Below are 22,556 nucleotides of genomic sequence, written 5' to 3' on the forward strand. Positions count from 1 at the left end.
GAACCGACACAAAGGTTGTATTGAAACTTAAACGCCAGGACAAAAACGGTTACAACGGTGCGTTCCTCGAACCGACACAAAGGTTGTATTGAAACCTTGATACATGTCCTCATACGTGCTGCTAAACCAAACTCGAACCGACACAAAGGTTGTATTGAAACTCTTCTCCAATGCGATCTCAGGCGCAGACTCATTTCACTCGAACCGACACAAAGGTTGTATTGAAACAGGCTGAAGAAAAAGAGACCATTTACCATAACAACTCGAACCGACACAAAGGTTGTATTGAAACTAAGAAAAGCACTCTGCCAAAAGTTGAAAAAGTCCACTCGAACCGACACAAAGGTTGTATTGAAACCGGACTCATCAGGGCTTAAGTGTGTGTCTAAAAACTCTCGAACCGACACAAAGGTTGTATTGAAACAGGTTTTAGTGATGCAGAAATAGAGGCTATTCAAACTCGAACCGACACAAAGGTTGTATTGAAAAGTGGAACACAACATAACCAAAGAGCAGAATTAAACTCGAACCGACACAAGATTTGTATTTAAACACGGACGATGGTACGACATCTATTTGCTAAACTCACTCGAACCGACACAAGATTTGTATTTAAACTAGTTAGGATCGCTACAATTACGCTCTTTGATTTGCTCGAACCGACACAAATAGTGTTATGACAATGAGTAAAATTATAAGGATTTTTACATGTAACGTATTTTGTTCTAAGCTTTTCAAAATAAATTAACATCAAAGGTAAAAAAATGGCTAGAAGTTTAAGTATTGATATTTGGGGGCTTGATTGGTATATTGAAACAGGCATAAAGGTAGAAAATGAGGCGTCGTATGATTTTCCTATGATTGGAAATTATAATGTTGTGGATGGAAAAATTGTCCATTTACACGATTATATGCTCTCCGATAAATTGTTTAAAGCGTGTAAGGACTTTGGAGGTGTTTTGTTAGAAAAATGCTCTTTTCTTTACATTCCAAGAGATAAAGAAGGAGAGTTAAATCCCAACGATGAGCAAAGTTTTGAAGGAACTTTTCTCGACGCATTGGTTTTTATTAAAAAAGAGCTTGAAAAAGAAGAGAAAAGAAGAAAATATCCTTACATGTAAAGTACTATAGGTTCATTTTTCCATCTTTTTATAGCTTGTTTTTACGCCCAAAAGGTTGACTTCGATGGTTTTATCGCCCGTAATGTAAAAGATAATCCCTGTGTCTGTTGCCACATCAATGACCTGGATCTTTGTCTCATCGATGTCGTATTTAACCATCGTGGAAATGCCAAGCGCTTGAAATTTATCTTTGGCAAATTCGATGTCGCCTACGGGTAAGAAAACATTTTTTCCTTGCGGACGCCATTTGCCGATGAGAGGATTGGGTGTTTCATGAAGGATTATGGCTAAAATGACGATGCCAAGCACGAGCGTTGCGAGAGCTATCATTATTTTTGGATGGTGTTTTGGATTCCAGTCTCGCTCTTGCATACATTGGCGCATTTTTTTCAAAACGGATTCTCTTGAAGCGTTGTTCTGAGGTGCTGTTTGCTCTTCTTCTTGGGCATTAAGATGGTCGATAAACTGCTCTTCTTCTTCCATTTGACGAAAAAATTCATCTTCATCTGCTTGATTTAAAGGATCTTTAAGAACTCTTTTTTTGTTTTTTAACAGTTTGTCTGGATCCATGTAATCCAGTGTATCATCGGGTTTTATTTCAAAAAATTTCTTAATTTTAGAAAACATCGTCTGCCTTATGTATTAATCTTTGTCTTAAAAAGTATAGCACTTGAAACTTTTAATGCTGATGAGAGGGGCTAAAATGGTTACATGTAAAGCAAAAGCGTAAGTTTTTTTCAAAATGCTATAATGATGCACTTGTAACACACTAACCTAAGGTCCTTAATGCTTCCAAATGCGGTTAACCCCAAAAAAACGACCAAGTCTTTAAAACCAAAAACAACGGCTAAAAAAGTAGCGTCAAAAGCACGAAAAACAGATGCTCAGAAAGTTCCAAAACGCCCATCGTTACTTTTAAATCTTTTGGCGAGTTGTGTGGTACTTCTTTTCATAGGGTTTGGCATAAAATACGTGATAGATCATACGATCAACTACAACCCACTGCTGGGAAAGTGGCGCGCACAAACGGTTTTGGGCATTATGGAGATAGAGTTTGATCGTAGCAGTATCTCCTCTTTTGGCACTAAAAATCCTGTGACATACGATATTTTGGAAGATAAAGTCATCGTCATTGACGATACCATCAAAGTCGGCAATACCTATAAAATTGTCGATGAAAACACCATTTCTACGGAAGCTGGTGGTTTTAAAACCGTTTATAAAAAAGTAAAGTAAGGCAAAGAATCAGTTGAAAAACGTAAGGTATAACGATGCATCATAAAGAACATAACACACTAGATCTCCTCGAACAATTCACCCACAACACACAAACCTCTAGCAACAAGAGCGACGATAATGAAAATAGGATGTTTCAAGAGTTGGGGCAATTTATGTCAAAATCTGATAAAAAAGGAAGCAATAGCATCTTTGGAATTCCCAATTTTATCTGGTATATCATCATGCTAGGCATGTTTGGCTATCTCATCAAAGAGATATTTTTTCTCAATGAAATCAATGATGTCTCGACCGCTGTCTCTACCATCAATCAAAGTGTCACCAAGGAAATATCAGAAATCCAAAACAGCGCACATAAAGCTTTGGAAAATGCGAATGCTAAAAAAAAGGAACGATAAAAGTAAGATTTTTGAACACTCCCACTATGACCAAAACGTGGTCCCTTGCCGCTTAGCGAATCCCCAAGAAGAACATCATTTTAAGCTTGATTTTATAAACATAATAATAGTATAATTTCTATACCTAATTAAAAAGGTCTTTGATGTTTGAATACGATGAAACAAAGAGTAAAGCCAACAAAGAAAAACATGGAATAGACTTTGAAGAAGCACAAGCTCTTTGGCAAAATAAACAACATGCCGTTTTTGATAGTGTTTATGTGAATAATGAATGGCGACATCTTTTAGTTGGTCTTATTGGTGAGCTTTGTTATGTAGCTATTTTTACCATGCGTGAAGACCATATCCGTATTATCAGCGTTAGACGATGTCGAAAAAATGAAAAGGAGATATTATGAAAACAATATCAGCAGAAGAATTTGATAGAAAATTTGATAATGGTGAAGACATCTTACCTTACATTGATCTCTCTTCAAAAAGAACGCTTAAAGAGTTTGAGAAAGAGATGTTAGCTGTAAAAAAAGTAAATGTGGATCTTCCATCTTGGGCTATTGCCTCTTTAGATCAAGAAGCAAAACGTATGGGTGTTACGCGTCAATCTATCATTAAAATGTGGCTTATTCAGAAGCTTGATGATCTTAGTCTTAACCGTAAGTCTTTAAAACAAGTGGGATAACTTCCCACTTTATCTATAATACCCAACGTTACTTGATGAACTTCCGGGTTTTATTTCCTCTGTCTCTTCCGTTTTTTGAATCTGTTTTTGGTTTGATGATTGCTCTGGTGTAAGGGTGATGGTTACATTCTTTTTTGTTTGCTCTACTTTTGGAGTCATTTGAGGTGTAACGGTATTTGGTGTTATTTGAATCTTAGGCGTTGATTCCATGATTTTTAATGAAGTTCCTGTAATCTCTTTGATGGCTTTTTCTTGTTGTTTGATCTCTTCTTTGACAGCTCTGCTAAATTGCTCTCCAACAGCTTCCATCTTTCTAGCTATGCGTTGCTCTTCGAGTCTATCCATGAAATTAGTGATGATGAAGTACCCTATAAAAACAACGACTGCAATCCACACAAAATGAGGAACACCATTATTATTTTGATAGTTCGTTTTAAATTGACCATTTTCTTTTTCTTGGAATTTGTTTTTTCGGTACTTATCCAAGAGATTTAATGTATCGTCGTCTTTAAACACTTTCAAGACTCCATTTTTATTTGATGGTTTTATAATCCATTGAGCCTATGTAATAATAAGGTTTTTTGAGATGATCGTCATAGCGTGATTTTAGCATTGTGTAGCTTTGCCCTGGAGAGAGTTGTAGATCGCTAATACTTTTACTTTGTCCATCTAATGTTGCACTTATATTTTTTACCAATATATTATCTCTAGAAAGATTGACTATGATGATTTCTGAACTCATAGCACCTTTATACAAATAAGCACATACCATTTGATTAGGTAATTCGCAGGGTGGTATTGCATACATACTTGTGAGTAATCCAACAAGGATAAGTATTTTCTTCATTCTAGCCCCCTAGTTTGTTTGTGTAATATTAATATTATTTACCTTTAAGTTTTCAAGTTGGTCTATTCCTAGCCCTTTATCTCCACTTGTGTCTCCATAAACACTATGTACAGGATTGTCAAAAATCTTTTCAATCGGTGCTTTAAGTAGATCGAGCAATTTGTCCTGATCTTGCGTGAAATCTTCGTTCAATCTATTGTAGTTCTTTATAAGTATTTGAGCCATTATCTTTTTATAGTCAAATTCTTCATATAATCTTTTTGTTTTTATGTTTGAATTTTATGACGTTTTGAAAATGTCTAAATAATAGCATTTTTTTCACTTATTTAAGTAATTTTGCACTAAGTTCTCGTGATTTGAAGAGTTTAATTTTGAAGGAGTATATAGGATTCGAACCTATGAATACCACGACCAACGCGTGATGCCTTACCGCATTTTGATATGAAACGAGTAAATAAGTCATTGAGAAGATTTTTTGAACATTGAAAGTGTTTGAAAAATTTGATTCGAAGAAAAGAGGGTGGATGGGGATATAGGATTCGAACCTATGAATACCACGACCAAAACGTGGTGCCTTACCGCTTGGCGAATCCCCAAGAAGAACATCATTTAAAAACTGGTTGCGGGAGCCGGACTTGAACCAGCGACCTTCGGGTTATGAGTAGTAAGTCCTTAGCCTCATTTTTTCGATAAAAAAGTAACTTTGCTTACATTAATGCGCTCTCTTTTTTCAATCCCGCAACATAGAATGCATGTTTTTGGAGTATAATTTTTTGATAAATTTATTTTAGGAGAATATTATGGCAAATAGAGAAGTTACAGGTCAAAAAGCTGCAACAGCTGCATCAAAAACTTTGCAAAGTTCAACTGCAAGCAAATCTTCGAAATCAGCTGCAGGTTCTGCATTATCACAAACAAAATCTCCGAGTAAAGTCACTTCTCCACAAACTGCCACTGCAGCATCTAAAACTTTACAAAGCTCCACAGCAAGTAAATCAGCTAAATCAGCGGCGGGATCTGCTTTAACACAAAAGCCTAATCGCTCAAAGTGATGTTGATGATATTTTATTTTTTATAAGGAATAGAATATGCTTTTAATTTGACAATACAATGTCAATTTTATATAATCGTGCTATAATCATCCTATGTTTGACACGATTTTTAAAAATGTGTATAATCTCCATCCGAAAGTTTATGAAAGGGGTTAATATGTGCGACAATATTAAATTATTTTTTATTGGTATTGCTAATAGTCTCAGTACCGATGGATATCGCGATATTGTAATTGCTCCTAAAAAATTAGGTATGATTGCTAAAGACACAAAAGAGAAGCAGCAAACAAGTTACAAAGAAATTTTAAAGCGTACTAATGGGCAAATTGAGCAAGCGCAAGCATTATCCTAATACCGCAAGTCAAAGTGCACATAATGGTGTATCTGAATCGGATTCTATTAAACAACAAATAGCCAATATTCAAAATAACAATTTTAATTTTGTACAGAATATTGACCTTGGTAAGTTATCCCATTTGGAGCTTACTAATCCTGAATTGGCACATCGTATCACTAAAATATATGAAGATCAATTTGAGCATGTAAAATTTGTTGATACTGCTATTATTGAACTAGAAAAAAAAGAACAATCTTTAAGAGAAGCTGAGCTACCACATCAAAGAAAGTTTGCCTTTAGGTCTCAATTTTTTGCTGTATTGATTTCCTTAGCAGGATTATGTACCGCAATTTTATCAATGTATTATGGTTACCCTTGGTTAGGAGGAACTGCAATTACGATTCCTATTGGTGTTGTTGCTGTTAATCTGTTGGGGATTAAAAATAAAAATCAAAAATAAATTTTAAGCGTTTATTCTTTTGTTTAGCTCTATTAGTTCACTGCTATTGTAACTTTTCAAAATCTTTGTTTATGGCTATATAATATTCAATTTGAGCTTGAGCAAAATTATCTCTAAAGATATTATATTCTATATTATTCATAAATATTTCATTTTGCTTGTTCAATCTATTGTATTCATCTACAATAATATCACTCATTTCTTTTATTTTTTTTGTAGAACTATAAAAACCTAATAATGTGAGTTTTGAACATGCTTTTCTAAGGTTACCAAATTCTATTGATAACGCATTTTGAGTAGTTTGATATTTTTTATACATGAGTTTATCTTTTTTTTCTAATTCGGGACAAGATAATATATTACGATTTTTACATGTAAGTAATATATCAAGGAATTGCTCACATACCATAGAAAATTCATCAATTTGATTTTGAGTATTTTCTAATATTTTTATTTTCATTTGCAATTTATATTTCTGTGATTCGCTCTTATGAGTTCTATCTAATTTATTGATTTCATGCGTATGATTTTTCATAGTTACTAAATATGAAATAACTCCACTAATTAATGCACCTAATCCTATCTTTATCGTAGTATCCCATAATTGATATGCTTCTTTACTCATTCCTATGGTTTCTTGAGTAATATTTCCATCAAGCATTTTTAAACCTTTTAATTTTATTTACACAATTTATTCATAAGTAACAATACCAATACTCTCTACTGCAAAAAGTGGCAATGTAATGAGCATAGAAGCGATTATTAATTTTTTGTACATGTTTCCTCTTTCTTTAAAATTATATCTTCATCTCTTTATCCCAAAGAAAATATCCGCCGTATTTACTAGCTCTCCATTCTCCTCCAACGTCTTTTCCTTTTTGGGTTAAATGTTCTTTCTCATTTTTGATTTCTAGGTAACCATCTTTTAAAAGTTTTGATAGTAATTCATCTGTTTTTATTTTTAATTTTGTTGCTAATTTTGATGTAGTTAATTTATCGTGTTGATCTTCTTCATTTTCTTTTTCGATTTTTTCTACTTTTTCAACTGACATTCTTACTTCATCGCTGACACGTATAATTCTCTCTGCTTCTTCTTTGGTATCATTGTAAAGTTCTTGATCGTCATCTCTCTTGATTAAAATACCCATTTCATTATTGTTGACTTGACTAAATTCATAGAGGTTCATACTGGTTACAATGCACATTTTTTCATTCATATAGCATTTAGCGTGTAGGTTCTCGCAAAAGCTTGTTCGTACAAAAGAAAGCTCTTTGAGCCAATTAATCTCTTCATTTTTCATTTCGATTTTTCCATAGACAATTCTTATGTCTATCTTCATTCTGTTTTTATCTTCGAGAAGTTCTTTAATGCGATTGTTAAGTTTTAAAAAAGGGCTTATTAAAATCAACTTATCATTGGTAGATTTAATAAGCTCTTCTAAGAAGTAGTTGGTTGCACTTGTATTTAAAAACTTCGCCATATTGTTTCCTTGTTATAGTTTATTTGATTAAAAAGGCATAATAATATATTCGATTTTTCCAGTGTGCTGTATAAGGTATTTATCAAGTCCAAATTCACTTTTTTCGCTTGATGTTACAAAAACTCTTTTTATGTTTTTTTCTTTCAAATATGGATTATCCATTAAAAATGTTAAGCAATTTCCCATAAATTCAACTACATATCTTCGTTTCATTTCTATTGTTTGTTCCCATGCCTTGCATTGAATAAGTAGTGTTTCATGTTCATTCTCAGCAAGGAGGTCAATTCCTCCATCTTTCCTACCATTTAGCAATCCATTGTAAATAACTTTGTAGCCTTGGCTTTCATAGTATTTCCCTACATGTATTTCGTAGTCATTACCACGCTTTTTTCTTTCTTGATAACTTGGTTTTTTATTTGCCATTTGACTGAAAAATGTTTTTTCCATGCTTTGGATATTTTCATTTACATGTAACGAATTTTGAATTGATTGTGTATTTAAAGGTTCATGTACTTTGATATTATTTTCATTTTTGCGTGTTACATGATCTTCTTCTGTAACCACAATTTTAATGTCTGAATCGCGGACTTCTTGAGTAAATTTATTTGTAGATTTCGGCTTAAAAATAAGATATAGAATAGCAATTACAAAAGCAAGACCAAATATAATATTTAATGCTTTGATAATAGTTTCTCGATAATAATACATTACGAATAAAGCAAGAAAAATTAGATAAACAATAGCTTCTATTTTCTTATCTTCTCTTTTTCTTTTGTAGTACCGATATCCCAATTTTAGCGCCCTTATTTTTTGTTAAATAATTAATTTGCCACTATCTGCTTTTTCTTTCATTTTTTTGAGTTGTTCTAAAGATTTTTCCATTTCCTCTATTTGATTTTCTAGCATTAATCCTGCATTTATTAATTTGATAAGTTCAGGTTTGTTTTTTTCCCAATTCCTTAATGTTGTGGGATCGACTTCTAATTTTTCTGCTAGTTCTTTTCTCGTCATTTTATGAATAATTCCTTTTTTATATAAAAAAACATGAATAATTCAATAAAACTATTGCTTTTTCTTTTTCTTTTTGCTATAGTTATAAAAGAATAATTCATTATTATTGTTAATAAAACATGAATAATTCATGTTTTAGGCTTTTCTTTTTTATGGTGTGTTTTCAACGTAAATATCAAGTTTTAATTATATCGTTTTTAGGCAATTTTGCCTTAATTCAATTTGAAGCCCTCGTTATTTGAAAAGATCACTTTTCAAATAACAAGGTCTTTAAGATCTTAGCACGGAGTTTGTTAGCGCCTACTCCGTGGCTTGTTAAATGGCGCTCAAATCTTAAAAAGGTGCTTATCATGCAAGACAATTCAACCAAAGTTTACCCACACTTCGTCCAACAAGCGTACCAAGCTGATGTTTTACTCCGTAGAGTTTTATTGAGTTCTGTTGGTACACGTTACCCACACAAAGATCAAGTCGTCATCACTGCTGAAAATACCTATCAGCACCCAACAAATGCCATTTATAGCTTCTCTCACCGTATCGACGTTGTCGTCAAATGTGAGAACCGCATCGAAGCAGTGAAGCTCAATCAAGCGATACGCGAATACCTCTCAAAAGATATGATGCTCCCTTTACATGTAGGCGTTTTCCAAAAGCCATTCACCAAAGATAACCAAAAAGCCCGTAAGTATTTTGCTTACTCCAATACCAACGCCAAAGAGCTCTTGGAGACGCTTCCAAAACTCGAAAAAGACAAATCGCTCAAATTTGTTCTTGGTTCCAGTCCAATCGAAAGCAATGTCCTAGCAAATGGTTTTGATCTCACTTACTCTATCTCTGATTTCGATTTGGAACATACCATTTTTACGATTGAAGATGCCAAAAAATCCAAAACAGAGATCACTAAAGACATTTACAAAGTGACTCTTTACACCTCGACCATTTTTGAAGTCGATGCCGATACCATTGAAGAGGTACTCATCAATTTTGAGATTAATGGCGAAAGTGCCAGTGAGCTTGATATTCTCGCCAATAAATTAACAGAGCTCAAAAATAACGGAATCGTCTTTACATGTAAAGGTCAATTTCCAAGAGCAGAACGAGACTTTTACCGTGTATCGCTTTCCAAAACAGCAGGTGAACTCATAGCGCAACTAAGCACAACGATCAAGCCTGAGTCACAACCTAAAGTGTCTTAGCTTTCTACAAATCCCTCTTACTACATGTAAAGGGATTGATAGAGGGTTTAAATACTCTACTTTATCAAAAGGGGTTTAAGATGCGAAAAATCTTAGACGGTGTGTTGGTTGTTTGTATAAAAGGTGCTTCTAAAGCTAAAGAGATTGCAACTAAAGCAAAAGATCATACTCTTGCTTTAGTTGGTTTTGGTTCTGCTACGTTTGGAGCAGTTCAATCTAAGGCGGCTATTATTGTTGACCCTGCGACTGGTGTTATGTCAGGTTCAATGGAAATGGGACCGTTCTTTGGTGGTGTTACTATTGCGGCTGCGGCTATTGCTGTTATGCTTTCTGTTTTTCTTGGTATTAAGGCTCTTAAAAAAGTCGCTTAATGCTTGGGGGCTTTTTAGCTCCCTTACTTTTTTGAAAGGTTTAAAATGACACTTCCTTTTCTTCATATGTCTAGTTTCATCTTAAGCTATTTCGGTGTTTTAGGTGTTACGCTTTTTCTTTATAAATCTGCTGAAATTTCTATTATTGCATTAAAGAAAATCAATGATTAATGATACATTAGGTTTAACTTTATTCGACTATAATGCTTTGATGGCATTAACTGGTCTTATTTGCGGTCTTTTGGTTAGTGCATTTACTGCAATTATTTTAAAGATTACGTTATGAAATTTATTATCCTTGTATCTTTATTGTTTAATTTTTCGTATGCTCTTGATTTTTTTGTTATTCCTGTAACAGATAACATTGCGTTTAATTATTTCTTTAGTTTTCCTGTTTGGATAACTATAGTTTCTATTCCTGTAATGATGTCACTTACAATTTTAAAGCATATCAAATGAATTGCTTTTCGCTCTTAAGAGAAAAATTTAACGAAAAAAAGAAGCTTCAACTTGAGAAGAGACGCAGTCGGGCACACGATGTGAAAAACGACCGCTTAAGGTTTTTTCACGTCGGGTTCACGCAAGTCGGACGATCAATGGAGAAACCCTCTTTGGGTAATTTGGTTTTTATCGTAATAGATGTCGAAAATTTCAAAAAAGCTCTTGAAATAGAGCTGATTTGGACTTCAAAATGAAAAAAATACTCTTAGCTTTAATGATGTTTTCTTCGTTTTTATTTTCGGGTTCACCTGTTCCGGCGACTTATGAGGGTAATGACATTTATAAAGCTGAGGGTGTTTGTCGTAAAATAGGCGTTTGGCATGATTGGAGTTCTGGTACTACTGGCTATTCTGCTTACAATTTTGAGGTTGGCTATATTGTTATTGCAGATTTTGCAAAAAATCAAGTTAATTATTATTTATATACAGATGCTATTTGTCCTGTTCCTACTCCTACATGTACAGCTGATCAAGATTTAGTTGCAGGTGTATGCGTTCCAAAATGTCCTACTGGTTCACATGTTGATTCTGATTTAAATTTATGTATGGGCGATTACAATCAAACAAAAACTACTTTTGATAATGGTAATTTTATAGTTTATTTTTCTGATGGTGCTGAAATGTATTGCGATGTTTCTGAAGAAAAATGTATTACACATGATAAAAATTTTAACGTTATTCCAAATCGTTTTTTAAATCCTAATTTAAATCCTGATGGTACTGTAGGTAGTGTTCAAGATTCTGTGTCAACATCGGATAATTCCTAAAATTGTATCATAAGTTTAAAGCGTCATCAAGCCGTCCCTCAAAGTGAATGGCTAATTGAGAGATTGTTAAGCTCCAGTTTCTAATTGGCATAGTCCATTTTTGCTGGGCATTTTGAATCCCCATATAAAGTAGTTTTAGCAGGCTATCATCATTGGGAAAAGCACCTTTGGTTTTCGTTAGAGTTCTAAACTGGCGGTGGACTGATTCGATGATATTAGTTGTGTAAATAACTCTACGTATATCTTCTGGATATTGGAAGTAGACAGATAAATTATCCCATTTATTTCTCCAAGATTGAAAGACGATAGGGTATTTTTTACCCCATTTTTCTTCCAACTTATCAAGCTCAAATTCTGCTTCTTCTTTGGTAAAAGCTTGATAGACGGCTTTGAGTTCTTTAGCAAATTGTTTTTGATAAGCAGAGCCCACATATTTGAGACTGTTGCGTATTTGGTGAACTACACAGAGTTGCACCTCCGTATCTGGAAAGACTGAGTTTATCGCTTCTGGAAAGCCTTTAAGCCCATCTACCGAAGCAATGAGGATATCTTTAACGCCACGGTTTTGCAAATCGGTAAGCACCTGTAGCCAGAATTTGGCGCCTTCACTTTCATTGAGGTAAAGTCCCAAGACTTCTTTCTTGCCATCCACTCGAACACCAAGCACTGTATAAAATGCTTTTGAGATGTAGCGACCATCCTCTTTTACTTTGTAGTGAATGGCATCTAAGAATATAAATGGATACACAGCTTCTAAGGGTCTTGTTTTCCACTCTTGAAGCATTGGTATTATCTTGTCGGTTACGGCGCTTATAGTGGCTTTAGAGAAGCCTACGCAGTAAAAATCCTCTATGTGTTTGGCTATTTGGGAATAGCTATTGCCAAGTGCGAAGAGAGAAAGAATCTTCTCTTCGATTTCACTCGTCATGCTGGTCTGGTTTTTCTTTACGATTTCAGGTTCAAAGCTACCGTTACGGTCTCTTGGAACATCAAGTTCAAAGGCACCATGATCGCTTTTCATAGTCTTTGAACTATAGCCATTTTTTCGATTTCTATTGAGGTCTTGGGAGAGGTGCGAATCTATCTCAGCTGCTAGCGCGGCTTCGGTTAGCTGTTTGATGAGTGATCCTAAGGCTCCATTTGAGCCACCAATACTCTTGCCGGCTTTAATATCTTGAGCAAATTGCTCTACGTCTATTTCTATCTTCATATCTGTGTCCTTGGGTATTTGTTATTTTACCCGATTGACACAGAATTCTGAACGGTCCCGTACTGTAAAAGATAATGGTCTTATTCCTGATTCACTTCCTGTTTCTTCTTGGTTAAGTACTGCTTATGATGCTTATGGAAAACCTATAACGAATGCTGCAGGACAATTTTTTCAAGCTCTTGGTTGGGTAATTGCTTATGAATCGACGGGTGATGGTTCATTTGTTATTTCACCAACTGGTTTGAATTCTCTTAATCCTTTTGCTGTTCTTGGTTCAGGTCTTTTCACTTTGGGTTCTGCAATGGTAACTCCTGATGATGTTGTAATTGCTACACCTACAAATACTGATAATGGTGTTACTGTTAATGTTTCTAGTAATTCGGGTGTCTCTTTTGATCAACTTTCAACTGTTGCGTCTTCAACGCCTGAAAGTGGTACACCTGTTTTTTCTAAAAATGGAATATATACTCAAAGACAAATTACGGAAGCAAATTTAAAAACTGTTTGGGATAATTCCGCAGGTGTTGGTAAAATGCCTGCTACTGCTTTAATTTTGGGTAGTGATATTATTTTTCCTACAAATAGTCCAAGCACTGCGCTTATTAATTCACCTACACAAGTCGAAATTGTAAAAACAAGTCCTGATAATACAGCGCAATCAATCGTAGTTAATAAAGCAGATTTGGCAAATACTGCAAGTAGTGGTACTGATCTTCCTTATACGGTTAAAGATTATAAAGCTCCTGTAATTAATAATGATGGAACGGTTACACAAGCAACAACTTCAACGCCTTCATCCACATCGCCTTCGAATGGCAATACAACAAGTACAAACCCTACAACAGGTCAAACAACAACTACACCTTCTTCTACACTTAGTGGAACTGCTACAACCAGTGATGGCAAAAGTATTGATCTTAATGGTGTTACTGGTCGTTTAGATAGCCTTGGAAAACAACTCGAAAAGGGTAATGGTCTACTGGAAACTGGTAATGGTCTCTTATCTGGAATAAAGGGCAATACTGATTCTATGAAAGGGAGTTTAAATGGTATTGAAAATACTTTAAATATTTTCAAAAATACGAGTGGTTTTTCTGCTGATACAATTGAACATAATATTCCTAATGTTCCTTCTGAAATTGATAGTTGGGAAACAACGTATAATAATTTAAAAAGTGATTTTGACAATGTTTTATCAACAGTTGATGAATTAAAATCTCTTGTAAATGGTGCACCTTTAACATTAAATCTTTCTCGTGGTTCTGTAACAACGTGTCTTTATTCACAAGATGTTGATTTTGTGTATTTTAATGTTCCTTTTGAAATGGATTTATGTGCTGTTTTTTCTCCTTTTTCCTCTGTAATTTATCTTTTTACGTATTTTTCTTTAATGATTTCAATAGTTTTTTTTGCTTTTAAAGTTTTATTGATTATAGGAGTCTGACATGCCATTTCTAATATCTGTGAGTGCTTTTTTTTCACGTATTTGGGGATTTTTTAGTTCTGGTGGTCCTTTAATGGCTTTTTTTGTTTGGTTAGGTAAGAAACTTGTTATGAAATTTGGAATGGTTCCAGTTCAGTTTACTATTACGGCTTTGTTTTTTTCTTCTAAAGCTTTTTTCTTTTTAAGCTGTCTTGACTTGATACGACGTTTATACAACAAATTTAAAGAGCTTTTTGATACTTTGCCTTCTTCTATTTCTTCAACACCTTCTTTAGACATACCTTTTAAAGTACTTCAATCTACACGGATTATTGATGCTTTTTTAGATGCTTTTTCATTTTTTGTTTTGGTCTTCTCATCGCTTCTTTTGATTTATATTTCCAAAGTTGCGACTAAGGCATTAGAGCAAATTAAAAATGATTTTCATAAAATGTCAATGTTAATGATGGCTTAAGATGGCAATTACATATTTAACGGGTATTCCTCGAAGTGGAAAAAGCTATTGGGCTGTTTATAAGCTTTATCATTATTTTGTAGAAAAAAAACGTAAACGTCCTTTTTTGATTGGTTTTTTTTATAAAAATTTTTACAAAAAAGTTAAAAAAGAAAATCGTAAATCTTTTATTATTGCTCTTTATAACATATTTGGTAAAAAAGAAAAGTTTTTCTTTTATGCCTATACAAATATTAATCAATTTGATTTTTCAAAATCTTCTCGTATCAAATTTTTTGATTATGATGTTCTTTACTCTCATCTTGAATATTTACATGCCATGTATCTTTCAAAATGTAATGATGCTGAATTGCTTGATTATGCACGTTTGCATGATTTATATAAAGTTTTTTTTGTAATTGATGAGTGTCAAAACTTTTTTGCTAAAGACAATATAGTCCTTACATGGTGGTTTAGTTATCATGGACACTTACATCAAGATATTTTCCTTATTACACAAAATCTCGGACTTATCTATAAAGAGTATTTTAAATTAGCAGAATTTTTCTATCGTGCTATTCCTCCATCAAATCGACTTTATGCTAATAAATTTCGTTATATGCAGTTTAATTCTTATCAGCTTTATAAAACTGATCGTATAGGTGTTTTTAACGTTCCTATTGTTCAAGATGTATTTAAAATGTATGTGTCTGGCGCTGAAAATAATAGTCCTAGTGTTGTAAGAAAGTATTTTTTATTTGCAATTCTTTTTTTTGTTTTTTTGTTTAGTGCATTTATTTTATTTTTGGGTTCTTTTTCTACGGACACACCAATATCAGCTACTACTCTTGATAGTAATGTGACTGATCAGCGTCAAATATCTGTGACACAACAGGATAAAAAACAAACTTCAAAAGATATTATAGAGGCTAAAAAACTCTCAAATAAAGATGACAAAGAAATCAAAAATGAACTCTTTGAAATTCGATGTATTGACATGCTTTGTACATACAAAGGTATTGATTTTCCAAAACCTCTTTTAAATAAATTGACCGCTAAGTTAGGGCCTGAATTCATATGGTTTTTTAATGATGGCTCATACATTCAATACTTTGTCATGCTCCCCTCTGATACGTTTGATTTTCTCCAAAAAGATGAAAAAAAAGAAAAATCCACTAAGGAAAATAAAAATGGTGCTAACACTTCAAAAGAGAATAAAATCTCTAATCCTATGCCTACTGCTTTCGCTATTCATAAGTAGTTCTTTTGCTGAGAGTATTAAGTACTCTGTTCCGCTTCGTGAGTTTGCTCAAAAGGTAGCAACAGATAACAAAGTAAACATTCTTATTCAAGAGTCTGTTGACGATGAACAGGTAACATTCTTTATAGGCGATAAAGATGCAACGGTGTATCTCCCTGCATTTAAAAAAATGCTTTATCTCAAAGGTCTTGATCTCAAAAAAGATAAAAGCGATTTTTACTATATTGAGCCAATACCTGAAAAAAAAGAAGAACCAAAAAAAGAGCCTGAATCGATCAAAGACGTTTTTCATTCTGTAACGCTTAAAAATCCTGTTTATTCTGATGTCGAAAATCTTTTAAAAATGCATGAAGGTGTTAAATATACCTATATCTCTTCGACAAATTCAGTTTCGTTTTTTTGCAAACCTGAATACTCCGCAGAACTTTTAAAAAGTATCGCTTCACTTGATGTTCCATACAGCCAAATTCAGTTTAAAATAACGGTGCTTGAAACGAGTTTGGAAGATGTCAAAGATAGAGGCGCAAATCTTAGTGCTTACATGCAATCTGTTCAAAAAACTGATAGCGATGGCAATTCGGTAAATTCGTCTTATAACTATTTTTTAAACCTTATTACTATGCCTTATTCTGCAACGACGAATGTACTTGAAAATTCAAAAAGTGGTTTCTATGGGGTTCTTAAATATCTTAATCAAAATGGTTTTACTGAGATAAAAAACTCTCCAGTGATTACGGCACGATCTCAAACTGAAGCTTCTTTTTCAAGTGGTCAAAATATTCCTTATTTGATTAATACATCTACATACAGTAGTGCTTCTACAACGTCCGCTAATTCTTATTCTTATAAAGATGTTGGGCTTAAAATAATAATCAAACCGATCATCATCGGTGACAGTGTAAATTTTGATTTAACACTGACGCTTGAAGATTTGTTGAGTAGTTCTGATTCAAGGACCCCTACAACGTCCAAGAAGGAGCTAAAAAGCACTTATCTTTTAAAAAAGGGTGAATTGCTCGTTTTAAGCGGTATTAACAAAGAAACGCAACTGGATAGCTCTTATGGCATTCCTGTCCTTCAAAACATTTTTTTACTAGGAGAGCTTTTTAAATATGAGTCTAAGACAAAAACGAACTCTATTGTAACGATTACGATTGAGGTGCTGTGATGTTAAAGAGAAATTAGCATCGCAGATAGAAGAGAGCGAGGCATAGCCTATAAGCGAACGTGAGGACTAGCGCAGCGTAACAGTACATAGTTACAACCTGCAAAACGATGAGAACGTAAGGTGCTGTAAAGGGCGAGAGTGAGTTTTGAGACTCTATCCTAAGCAGCTGATTTTTTGAGTGAGTGAATGAGAGAGTGAGCCTGCGAACGAACGAATGAGCGAAGCTCTCTTGTCAACTTAACAAAAGTTTCCCGAACTATTTTAAAAAAGGTGCTTATTATGAAATATGGTCTCAACTCTTTCGATGTCGAAAATCAACAGTTAAGAAATGATCGTCAAAAAGAATATATGCTCAATTCAACATTCACAACTTCTAACGGTACGGTTAAAACGCTTCTTGATGTTTCCATGAGTGCAAATATCTCAACGCGCTATTACGCACAGCTTGTTAACAAAGTAAACACACTTCAACAAGCTATGACAAATTTGAATCAAATGCCTATTTTTATGACTATAACCCTTGATGGTTGGTTACATGCTCTTCACTATGGAGACTATTCGGATTTTAAAGACGAGTATTTAAAAAAGCTTCCTGAAACTGATAAGTATGGCTATCTCAAAACTAAAGCATCTCTTAGAGAGGCTTTTGATGTGCATGATCTCTACATGGTCTTACGTTGGCAATGGGATAAATTTATGAAAACAAATACTATTCAAACCATTCGAGAGGATAACCAAGTGGCTTATCTCTTTGCGGTAGAACCACATGAGAGTGGTGTACCGCATGCCCATGTTCTGCTTTATGTTCCTTTTGGCTCTATTGAAAAGCTTATAAAAGAGTTCAAAAAAATCTTTGGCACTTCTCAAAACAAAGGTCAAGATAAAAAACGTCTTTCACCTGAACAGATTGCTAATGGTGAGATGAACGGTTTCCAATGGACGTTAACGAATCCCGTTGGCTATATTCTCAAATACGTTACTAAGTCATTTATGGATATTAAAAATCAAGCACAGATAGATGAACTGCAAGCTTGGTACATGAAATATCGTATTACACGTTTTTCCACTTCTCACACACTTGTGCCTCAATGGGTTTACAATAAAGTTTACCCACTTGAAAACGATTGGCTTTACCTCTCTGATCTTAAAATCAATTCTATGTGTGAATGGTCTGCCGAAGATGATTACTTCAAATTTGAAGATACAAAACTTGGTAAAACGCTTATGTACAACCGAGGTCTTTATCAAATGTTTCAAGATGGTTCAATCGTCCATGAGTTTGGTGAGATGAGAGAGCTTGCAGAACCTAATACTATGCGTTATAGAGACAAATTTGTGATTAGAAAACATAAAAAACCGATCAAAATCGAATTAATCAATCTAAAGGGGCAAAAAATAGACTTTTACCCAAAACCAATAGCACATCGTAAAAATTATGATCTCGTTCAGTACTACCACAAACTTAATCCTGAACTTTGCAATCTTCAACACTTTGGCTTAGTTCAAAATGAATGTATCAAACGTGGGCTTATTGATGGTCAAATTCAATCTTTAAATGACTTTAATACAGATTTTGAGATAGGTGCATAAATGACACTCCAAAACTTCTATGATGAATTCTTCGAGTTAACTGTGCCTATTCAGTCCGAAAAGACAGTTTCAACAAAGAGAGCTTTTTTTAAAAATAGAATTCTTCCTGCTCTTGGTGAGATAGAAATGAATGAAATTAAATACAAACACATCCAAGAATTCGTTAATGCTCTCTTGCTTGAACTCAAACCAAAGACAGTTAAAAATATCATTAGTGGTCTTTCTACCTTATACCGCTATGCACAAAAGCATGAAATTGTAGATAGTAACCCTTGCGTTTTTGCAGAACTTCCACAATTCGATAATAAAAGAGATTTTGAATATTCCAAAGAGGTTCAGATCGAATTCGTTAAATCTGCATTGACGTATCGTGAACCCATGATGAGAGATATCTTTCTCTTTTTGTTCCATGGTCGAAGAAAAGGGGAGGTATTGAATCTAACGTGGGATATGGTCGACTTCGATCAAAGGCTCTACCGAATCCCCGCAATGATAAATAAAGCACGTAAAAATATGAGTTATAAAATGACTGATATTCTCTATGATCGTCTTATGTTCCATTATCTGCATGAATGTATTAATCAAAATACACGCTTCCCACGTGGCTATGTGTTCGTTAATCCTGAAACACGTACGAAATATTCCTATTTGAAAAAAGCATGGGAGCGATTTTTAGAGTCCAATGATCTTCCAAAAATTAGACTTCATGATATACGCCATCTAATAGGTACGTATTCGATCAATATTTTAGAGTTACCGATTGAAAAAATCAGTCATACGCTTGGTCATACGAATGTAGCAACGACAGAAAAATACGTCACGATAAAACCTGAAACAAGTAAACAAGTGATTGATAAGATTTTTGCGAGTGTTGAAAGTATTTGAAAAGTTTGATTCGAAGAAAAGAGGGTGGATGGGGATACAGGATTCGAACCTGTGAATACCACGACCAAAACGTGGTGCCTTACCGCTTGGCGAATCCCCAAGAAGAACATCATTTAAAAACTGGTTGCGGGAGCCGGACTTGAACCAGCGACCTTCGGGTTATGAGCCCGACGAGCTACCAACTGCTCTATCCCGCGATATTATAAATCAAAGGGAAGTGAACCCTGATAACTGGAGCGAAACCAGCTTATCTCAGCGCTTGGCGATATTCAACCAAGTCGTTAATTGAGGTGAAATTATAGTCATTTTTAATTTGTTTGTCAAGGGTAATTTACTATAATCATTTAAAATTATTTTTGGAGCGAAAATGCCTATTCAAAGAGTCAAACAAGCGATAGAAGATATCAAGCATGGCAAGATGGTAATGATGGTCGATGATGAGGACCGAGAAAATGAGGGAGACCTTGTTTACGCCGCAACGTTCTCTACTCCTGAAAAAGTTAACTTTATGGCTTCGGAAGCCAAAGGTTTGATCTGTGTTTCATTAAACGAAGAGATCGCTAAGCGTCTTGAGTTGAATCCGATGGTGAAAAACAACGACTCACAGCATGAAACGGCATTTACAGTTTCTGTGGATGCACGTGTCTGTTCTACGGGTATTTCAGCGTATGAGCGTGACATTACGATCAAAATCCTTGCCGATGCGCTCAGCCAACCTTCCGAGCTTGTTAAACCAGGGCATATCTTCCCGCTAATAGCCCGTAAAGGTGGAACGTTGGTTCGCACAGGGCATACAGAGGGTTCGGTTGATCTTTGTCGTTTAGCAGGGCTTCGTGAGGTTTCAGTGATCTGTGAAGTGATGAAAGAAGATGGGCACATGGCGCGTCGCGATGATTTGGATATTTTTTGTAAAAAACATGACATCAACATCGTCTACATCTCGGACATCGTTGCGTACCGTATGCAGTCTGAGTCCTTGGTGCGTGAAGTGTTTTCATCCAATGTCGAATTTTTTGGAGCGCACACACGCAAAATCGACATGGTCGACCATGAAGGGAACCATCACATCGTTTACGCTTTTGGCGAGATCGGCAAAACCAGTGCGGTGAAGTTTCACCATATTTTGCCAGACAACGAGCTTTTGGCGCATGAGAAAAAATACCAAGGCATTTTAAAAGCGATTGAGTATCTCAAAACACACAATGGCGTTTTTATCTTTGTCGACAGTGAATACACCACCAATCCAGAGCTGAGAGAGTTTGGCATTGGTGCGCAAATTCTTCAAAAACTGGGCATTGAAAATATTGACCTTATTTCGATTACTTCACGCAAAGACTATGTAGGGCTTGCCGGTTTTGGGCTGAATATCAACCAAGAAATTATTCTGTAAATCTTTACATGTAAAGGGGTGTGAATGGACTTTTTTCTTCTTTCGTCACTGGTTCTTCTAGCGGTCACTGCGATTATGGTGACCATTTCCAAGCATATGGGACTTGGCTCCATCTTGGGATTGCTGATCGCTGGAATTATCGTAGGACCGTATACGCCAGGTCCCATTGTGACGAGCGAAGTGGAGTCTATGCGCCATTTTACGGAGTTTGGTGTGGTGCTCTTGCTCTTTGTGATTGGGCTAGAGATGCAACCTGCAAAGCTCTGGTCGATGCGCAAAGAGGTTTTTGGCTTGGGTTCGCTTCAAGTCATTGTCTCCGGTCTTGTGCTTGGATTTTACATGAATTTTTTTGTGGAAAGTTTAGGTGTAGCTATGCTTTTAGGCTTTACTCTGGCACTCTCTTCGACCGCGTTTGTTATGCAGATTTTGCAAGAAAAAGGTAAGCTCAACACGGAACACGGTAAAAATGCGTTTGCGATTTTGCTCCTTCAAGACTTAGCGGTTGTTCCTCTTTTAGCCGTACTTCCACTGCTCTCACACCAACCGCAAACCTCGGAAACTTCTTGGCTTGAGTCGTGCATCAATGTTGTCGCGATGGTCGCACTATTGATCGCATTTGGGCGTTACATCATTCCTAAAGCACTCGACAAAGTGGCTAAACAACGCAACAAAGATGCTTTTTTACTGGTAACGATGCTCAGCGTAGTGCTCTCTGCGTACCTCATGGATCATGCGGGGCTTTCGATGGCGTTGGGCGCTTTTTTGATGGGCATGTTTCTCTCCACATCACGCTATAGCTTTCAGATCGAATCAAGCCTTGAGCCGTTTAAAGGTATCTTGATGAGCCTTTTCTTCATTGCTGTGGGTATGTCGATCGATTTTAAAGCGATTATGAGCGATCCTTGGGTTTTTAGTGGGCATGTTGTGGTGATTTTAGTGCTGAAAGCTTTGGTTATTTTTGCCTTGATGCTTGCGTTTGGTGCCACGAAAAGCGGTGCGATTAAACTTGCCTTTTTGCTCAACCAAAGTGGTGAGTTTGGCTTTGTTCTCTTTGGTGCGGCAAAGGCTCTCGGCATCATCGACGATCAGCTTTTTGTGATAGGTATCGGCGTTATTTCCATCAGTATGCTTCTCACTCCTGCACTCTATTCGTTTGGGTGTTCACTGGCGAATCGTCTGGCAAAAGTCTCACAGTTTTCCTACTTTAACACTGAAAATGCGAGTATGGAGCAAAAAGTGGTGGTCGCAGGTTTTGGAAGTACCGGAAAAGTCATTGCGCGGATGCTCAAAAACAGCTCGATTCCTTTTATCGTCTTTGACATCAACACCAACGAAGTAGCCTTGGGGCGCAAAGAGGGCTTGCCCGTCTTTTTTGGTGATATTACCGATCTTAAACTTTTAAGTACCATCAAACTCGATCAAGCATCGATGATCATTGTCTCCATCGACCATAGCCTCAACGCGATCAAAGTCGTGAAGCACATCAAAGAGAACTATCCGCACATTAAGATTTTAGCACGCGCCCTTGACATCAAAGCAATGGATAAAATGCTCTCAGCTGGTGCGAGTTGGGTCATCGCGGAGACGTTGGAGAGTAGCATTCGCACAGGCTCGGAGGCGCTGAGTCAAATGGGCGTGCCAACCGATGAGATCGCTAGCTTACTTGAGGCGTTTCGTAAAAATGAGTATGAGCTCATTCGTGAGTTGACCAAAGAGTAAAGC

At 35.5% G+C, this 22,556-nt stretch carries 29 protein-coding genes, 3 tRNA genes and 1 CRISPR repeat array (1 of these 33 only partly in view); of the genes, 20 read left to right on the top strand and 12 right to left on the bottom strand.

The window, feature by feature from the left end; all coding sequences use genetic code 11:
* A CRISPR array of direct repeats spans positions 1 to 618; the repeat unit is 30 nt; unit sequence CTCGAACCGACACAAAGGTTGTATTGAAAC; it begins 8,901 nt to the left of the window's first position.
* Positions 619 to 764: 146 nt separating this feature from the next.
* Positions 765 to 1,121 carry a hypothetical protein gene (locus tag SMUL_RS05730; protein ID WP_025344304.1) on the top strand — a complete coding sequence of 119 codons (357 nt, stop codon included), beginning with the start codon at positions 765 to 767 and terminating at the stop codon, positions 1,119 to 1,121.
* A 12-nt stretch (positions 1,122 to 1,133) separates the two neighbouring features.
* On the opposite strand, the gene SMUL_RS05735 is transcribed toward SMUL_RS05730, so the two are convergent.
* A complete protein-coding gene (locus SMUL_RS05735; protein ID WP_025344305.1) occupies positions 1,134 to 1,748 on the bottom strand; it encodes a hypothetical protein in 615 nt (204 codons plus the stop codon).
* A 159-nt stretch (positions 1,749 to 1,907) separates the two neighbouring features.
* Here SMUL_RS05735 and SMUL_RS05740 point away from each other — a divergent pair, with 159 nt between their 5' ends.
* The 4 genes from SMUL_RS05740 to brnA all read left to right on the top strand — a co-directional run bounded on the left by SMUL_RS05740 (position 1,908) and on the right by brnA (position 3,431).
* Positions 1,908 to 2,357: a hypothetical protein gene (locus SMUL_RS05740; protein ID WP_025344306.1), complete on the top strand. Its 450-nt coding sequence runs from the start codon at positions 1,908 to 1,910 to the stop codon at positions 2,355 to 2,357.
* 35 nt (positions 2,358 to 2,392) lie between these two features.
* Positions 2,393 to 2,755, top strand: a complete 363-nt coding sequence (locus SMUL_RS05745) for a hypothetical protein (protein WP_025344307.1) — start codon at positions 2,393 to 2,395, stop codon at positions 2,753 to 2,755.
* 143 nt (positions 2,756 to 2,898) lie between these two features.
* On the top strand, positions 2,899 to 3,153 hold the full coding sequence (locus SMUL_RS05750) for a BrnT family toxin (protein WP_190278605.1): 255 nt from the start codon (positions 2,899 to 2,901) through the stop codon (positions 3,151 to 3,153).
* Positions 3,150 to 3,431 (top strand): type II toxin-antitoxin system BrnA family antitoxin, encoded by a 282-nt coding sequence (gene brnA / locus SMUL_RS05755; protein WP_190278606.1) that lies wholly within the window; start codon positions 3,150 to 3,152, stop codon positions 3,429 to 3,431. Before SMUL_RS05750 ends, brnA begins: the two co-directional genes overlap by 4 nt.
* 9 nt (positions 3,432 to 3,440) lie before the next feature.
* Here brnA and SMUL_RS05760 read toward each other — a convergent pair whose 3' ends face one another.
* The 4 genes from SMUL_RS05760 to SMUL_RS05775 all read right to left on the bottom strand — a co-directional run bounded on the left by SMUL_RS05760 (position 3,441) and on the right by SMUL_RS05775 (position 4,874).
* Entirely contained in the window at positions 3,441 to 3,947 is a 507-nt protein-coding gene (locus SMUL_RS05760) for a hypothetical protein (RefSeq protein ID WP_025344310.1), read from the bottom strand.
* A 16-nt stretch (positions 3,948 to 3,963) separates the two neighbouring features.
* On the bottom strand, positions 3,964 to 4,278 hold the full coding sequence (locus SMUL_RS05765; RefSeq protein ID WP_025344311.1) for a hydroxymethylglutaryl-CoA synthase family protein: 315 nt from the start codon (positions 4,276 to 4,278) through the stop codon (positions 3,964 to 3,966).
* A gap of 9 nt (positions 4,279 to 4,287) precedes the next feature.
* Complete coding sequence (locus SMUL_RS05770) at positions 4,288 to 4,470, bottom strand: hypothetical protein (protein ID WP_148295270.1); 183 nt, start codon at positions 4,468 to 4,470, stop codon at positions 4,288 to 4,290.
* A 329-nt stretch (positions 4,471 to 4,799) separates the two neighbouring features.
* A tRNA-Gln gene (locus SMUL_RS05775) sits at positions 4,800 to 4,874 on the bottom strand.
* 204 nt (positions 4,875 to 5,078) lie between these two features.
* On the opposite strand from SMUL_RS05775, the gene SMUL_RS16960 reads away from it, so the two are divergent.
* The 3 genes from SMUL_RS16960 to SMUL_RS05785 all read left to right on the top strand — a co-directional run bounded on the left by SMUL_RS16960 (position 5,079) and on the right by SMUL_RS05785 (position 6,127).
* Positions 5,079 to 5,330, top strand: coding sequence for a hypothetical protein (locus SMUL_RS16960; protein ID WP_084613085.1), 252 nt, complete (start codon positions 5,079 to 5,081; stop codon positions 5,328 to 5,330).
* A gap of 157 nt (positions 5,331 to 5,487) precedes the next feature.
* A complete protein-coding gene (locus SMUL_RS05780) occupies positions 5,488 to 5,682 on the top strand; it encodes a hypothetical protein (protein ID WP_025344313.1) in 195 nt (64 codons plus the stop codon).
* On the top strand, positions 5,648 to 6,127 hold the full coding sequence (locus SMUL_RS05785) for a hypothetical protein (RefSeq protein WP_025344314.1): 480 nt from the start codon (positions 5,648 to 5,650) through the stop codon (positions 6,125 to 6,127). The genes SMUL_RS05780 and SMUL_RS05785 overlap by 35 nt, the downstream gene beginning before the upstream one ends.
* A 43-nt stretch (positions 6,128 to 6,170) precedes the next feature.
* Here SMUL_RS05785 and SMUL_RS05790 read toward each other — a convergent pair whose 3' ends face one another.
* The 4 genes from SMUL_RS05790 to SMUL_RS05805 all read right to left on the bottom strand — a co-directional run bounded on the left by SMUL_RS05790 (position 6,171) and on the right by SMUL_RS05805 (position 8,619).
* Positions 6,171 to 6,788: a hypothetical protein gene (locus SMUL_RS05790; protein ID WP_025344315.1), complete on the bottom strand. Its 618-nt coding sequence runs from the start codon at positions 6,786 to 6,788 to the stop codon at positions 6,171 to 6,173.
* 136 nt (positions 6,789 to 6,924) lie between these two features.
* Positions 6,925 to 7,608, bottom strand: coding sequence for a phospholipase D family protein (locus tag SMUL_RS05795; RefSeq protein ID WP_025344316.1), 684 nt, complete (start codon positions 7,606 to 7,608; stop codon positions 6,925 to 6,927).
* Between the two features lie 27 nt (positions 7,609 to 7,635).
* A complete protein-coding gene (locus SMUL_RS16540) occupies positions 7,636 to 8,400 on the bottom strand; it encodes a restriction endonuclease (protein ID WP_025344317.1) in 765 nt (254 codons plus the stop codon).
* Between the two features lie 21 nt (positions 8,401 to 8,421).
* Entirely contained in the window at positions 8,422 to 8,619 is a 198-nt protein-coding gene (locus SMUL_RS05805; protein WP_025344318.1) for a helix-turn-helix domain-containing protein, read from the bottom strand.
* Positions 8,620 to 8,969: 350 nt separating this feature from the next.
* Between SMUL_RS05805 and SMUL_RS05810 the strand changes: the two genes are divergently transcribed.
* The 4 genes from SMUL_RS05810 (at position 8,970) to SMUL_RS05825 (ending at position 11,453) form a co-directional block, all read left to right on the top strand.
* Entirely contained in the window at positions 8,970 to 9,815 is an 846-nt protein-coding gene (locus SMUL_RS05810; protein ID WP_025344319.1) for a hypothetical protein, read from the top strand.
* A gap of 80 nt (positions 9,816 to 9,895) precedes the next feature.
* Entirely contained in the window at positions 9,896 to 10,186 is a 291-nt protein-coding gene (locus SMUL_RS05815) for a hypothetical protein (RefSeq protein WP_025344320.1), read from the top strand.
* 455 nt (positions 10,187 to 10,641) lie between these two features.
* A complete protein-coding gene (locus SMUL_RS05820) occupies positions 10,642 to 10,881 on the top strand; it encodes a hypothetical protein (protein ID WP_025344321.1) in 240 nt (79 codons plus the stop codon).
* Complete coding sequence (locus SMUL_RS05825; RefSeq protein WP_025344322.1) at positions 10,878 to 11,453, top strand: hypothetical protein; 576 nt, start codon at positions 10,878 to 10,880, stop codon at positions 11,451 to 11,453. Before SMUL_RS05820 ends, SMUL_RS05825 begins: the two co-directional genes overlap by 4 nt.
* Positions 11,454 to 11,460: 7 nt before the next feature.
* On the opposite strand, the gene SMUL_RS05830 is transcribed toward SMUL_RS05825, so the two are convergent.
* The gene (locus tag SMUL_RS05830) at positions 11,461 to 12,663 is read right to left on the bottom strand and encodes an IS256 family transposase (RefSeq protein WP_025343245.1); all 1,203 of its coding nucleotides are present in this window, start codon (positions 12,661 to 12,663) and stop codon (positions 11,461 to 11,463) included.
* Between the two features lie 10 nt (positions 12,664 to 12,673).
* On the opposite strand from SMUL_RS05830, the gene SMUL_RS05835 reads away from it, so the two are divergent.
* From SMUL_RS05835 to SMUL_RS05860, 6 genes are all read left to right on the top strand, one after another.
* Complete coding sequence (locus SMUL_RS05835; protein ID WP_148295271.1) at positions 12,674 to 14,107, top strand: hypothetical protein; 1,434 nt, start codon at positions 12,674 to 12,676, stop codon at positions 14,105 to 14,107.
* Between the two features lies 1 nt (position 14,108).
* Positions 14,109 to 14,561 (top strand): hypothetical protein, encoded by a 453-nt coding sequence (locus tag SMUL_RS05840; protein ID WP_025344324.1) that lies wholly within the window; start codon positions 14,109 to 14,111, stop codon positions 14,559 to 14,561.
* 1 nt (position 14,562) lies between these two features.
* On the top strand, positions 14,563 to 15,801 hold the full coding sequence (locus SMUL_RS05845) for a zonular occludens toxin domain-containing protein (protein WP_025344325.1): 1,239 nt from the start codon (positions 14,563 to 14,565) through the stop codon (positions 15,799 to 15,801).
* Complete coding sequence (locus SMUL_RS05850; RefSeq protein WP_025344326.1) at positions 15,731 to 16,969, top strand: type II secretion system protein GspD; 1,239 nt, start codon at positions 15,731 to 15,733, stop codon at positions 16,967 to 16,969. Before SMUL_RS05845 ends, SMUL_RS05850 begins: the two co-directional genes overlap by 71 nt.
* A gap of 279 nt (positions 16,970 to 17,248) precedes the next feature.
* Complete coding sequence (locus tag SMUL_RS05855) at positions 17,249 to 18,559, top strand: replication endonuclease (protein WP_025344327.1); 1,311 nt, start codon at positions 17,249 to 17,251, stop codon at positions 18,557 to 18,559.
* Positions 18,560 to 19,444: a tyrosine-type recombinase/integrase gene (locus SMUL_RS05860; RefSeq protein ID WP_025344328.1), complete on the top strand. Its 885-nt coding sequence runs from the start codon at positions 18,560 to 18,562 to the stop codon at positions 19,442 to 19,444.
* A 25-nt stretch (positions 19,445 to 19,469) separates the two neighbouring features.
* Here SMUL_RS05860 and SMUL_RS05865 read toward each other — a convergent pair.
* Together SMUL_RS05865 and SMUL_RS05870 are read right to left on the bottom strand one after the other, a co-directional pair.
* Positions 19,470 to 19,544: transfer RNA gene (locus SMUL_RS05865), tRNA-Gln, on the bottom strand.
* A 21-nt stretch (positions 19,545 to 19,565) separates the two neighbouring features.
* Positions 19,566 to 19,641, bottom strand: a tRNA-Met gene (locus tag SMUL_RS05870).
* A 170-nt stretch (positions 19,642 to 19,811) separates the two neighbouring features.
* Here SMUL_RS05870 and SMUL_RS05875 point away from each other — a divergent pair.
* Positions 19,812 to 20,834: a bifunctional 3,4-dihydroxy-2-butanone 4-phosphate synthase/GTP cyclohydrolase II gene (locus tag SMUL_RS05875; protein WP_025344329.1), complete on the top strand. Its 1,023-nt coding sequence runs from the start codon at positions 19,812 to 19,814 to the stop codon at positions 20,832 to 20,834.
* Positions 20,835 to 20,858: 24 nt separating this feature from the next.
* Positions 20,859 to 22,553 (top strand): monovalent cation:proton antiporter-2 (CPA2) family protein, encoded by a 1,695-nt coding sequence (locus tag SMUL_RS05880; RefSeq protein ID WP_025344330.1) that lies wholly within the window; start codon positions 20,859 to 20,861, stop codon positions 22,551 to 22,553.
* Positions 22,554 to 22,556 lie beyond the last annotated feature (3 nt).

Origin of the sequence: Sulfurospirillum multivorans DSM 12446 (assembly GCF_000568815.1) — a bacterium.
Classification (GTDB): Bacteria; Campylobacterota; Campylobacteria; order Campylobacterales; family Sulfurospirillaceae; genus Sulfurospirillum; species Sulfurospirillum multivorans.

Excerpts from the sequence above, each read along its gene's own strand:
- SMUL_RS05730 (WP_025344304.1), top strand. The coding sequence starts at position 765 with ATGGCTAGAAGTTTAAGTATTGATATTTGGGGGCTTGATTGGTATATT.
- SMUL_RS05735 (WP_025344305.1), bottom strand. The coding sequence starts at position 1,748 with ATGTTTTCTAAAATTAAGAAATTTTTTGAAATAAAACCCGATGATACA.
- SMUL_RS05740 (WP_025344306.1), top strand. The coding sequence starts at position 1,908 with ATGCTTCCAAATGCGGTTAACCCCAAAAAAACGACCAAGTCTTTAAAA.
- SMUL_RS05745 (WP_025344307.1), top strand. The coding sequence starts at position 2,393 with ATGCATCATAAAGAACATAACACACTAGATCTCCTCGAACAATTCACC.
- SMUL_RS05750 (WP_190278605.1), top strand. The coding sequence starts at position 2,899 with ATGTTTGAATACGATGAAACAAAGAGTAAAGCCAACAAAGAAAAACAT.
- brnA (WP_190278606.1), top strand. The coding sequence starts at position 3,150 with ATGAAAACAATATCAGCAGAAGAATTTGATAGAAAATTTGATAATGGT.
- SMUL_RS05765 (WP_025344311.1), bottom strand. The coding sequence starts at position 4,278 with ATGAAGAAAATACTTATCCTTGTTGGATTACTCACAAGTATGTATGCA.
- SMUL_RS16960 (WP_084613085.1), top strand. The coding sequence starts at position 5,079 with ATGGCAAATAGAGAAGTTACAGGTCAAAAAGCTGCAACAGCTGCATCA.
- SMUL_RS05780 (WP_025344313.1), top strand. The coding sequence starts at position 5,488 with ATGTGCGACAATATTAAATTATTTTTTATTGGTATTGCTAATAGTCTC.
- SMUL_RS05785 (WP_025344314.1), top strand. The coding sequence starts at position 5,648 with ATGGGCAAATTGAGCAAGCGCAAGCATTATCCTAATACCGCAAGTCAA.
- SMUL_RS05790 (WP_025344315.1), bottom strand. The coding sequence starts at position 6,788 with ATGCTTGATGGAAATATTACTCAAGAAACCATAGGAATGAGTAAAGAA.
- SMUL_RS05795 (WP_025344316.1), bottom strand. The coding sequence starts at position 7,608 with ATGGCGAAGTTTTTAAATACAAGTGCAACCAACTACTTCTTAGAAGAG.
- SMUL_RS05805 (WP_025344318.1), bottom strand. The coding sequence starts at position 8,619 with ATGACGAGAAAAGAACTAGCAGAAAAATTAGAAGTCGATCCCACAACA.
- SMUL_RS05810 (WP_025344319.1), top strand. The coding sequence starts at position 8,970 with ATGCAAGACAATTCAACCAAAGTTTACCCACACTTCGTCCAACAAGCG.
- SMUL_RS05815 (WP_025344320.1), top strand. The coding sequence starts at position 9,896 with ATGCGAAAAATCTTAGACGGTGTGTTGGTTGTTTGTATAAAAGGTGCT.
- SMUL_RS05820 (WP_025344321.1), top strand. The coding sequence starts at position 10,642 with ATGAATTGCTTTTCGCTCTTAAGAGAAAAATTTAACGAAAAAAAGAAG.
- SMUL_RS05825 (WP_025344322.1), top strand. The coding sequence starts at position 10,878 with ATGAAAAAAATACTCTTAGCTTTAATGATGTTTTCTTCGTTTTTATTT.
- SMUL_RS05830 (WP_025343245.1), bottom strand. The coding sequence starts at position 12,663 with ATGAAGATAGAAATAGACGTAGAGCAATTTGCTCAAGATATTAAAGCC.
- SMUL_RS05840 (WP_025344324.1), top strand. The coding sequence starts at position 14,109 with ATGCCATTTCTAATATCTGTGAGTGCTTTTTTTTCACGTATTTGGGGA.
- SMUL_RS05845 (WP_025344325.1), top strand. The coding sequence starts at position 14,563 with ATGGCAATTACATATTTAACGGGTATTCCTCGAAGTGGAAAAAGCTAT.
- SMUL_RS05850 (WP_025344326.1), top strand. The coding sequence starts at position 15,731 with ATGGTGCTAACACTTCAAAAGAGAATAAAATCTCTAATCCTATGCCTA.
- SMUL_RS05855 (WP_025344327.1), top strand. The coding sequence starts at position 17,249 with ATGAAATATGGTCTCAACTCTTTCGATGTCGAAAATCAACAGTTAAGA.
- SMUL_RS05860 (WP_025344328.1), top strand. The coding sequence starts at position 18,560 with ATGACACTCCAAAACTTCTATGATGAATTCTTCGAGTTAACTGTGCCT.
- SMUL_RS05875 (WP_025344329.1), top strand. The coding sequence starts at position 19,812 with ATGCCTATTCAAAGAGTCAAACAAGCGATAGAAGATATCAAGCATGGC.
- SMUL_RS05880 (WP_025344330.1), top strand. The coding sequence starts at position 20,859 with ATGGACTTTTTTCTTCTTTCGTCACTGGTTCTTCTAGCGGTCACTGCG.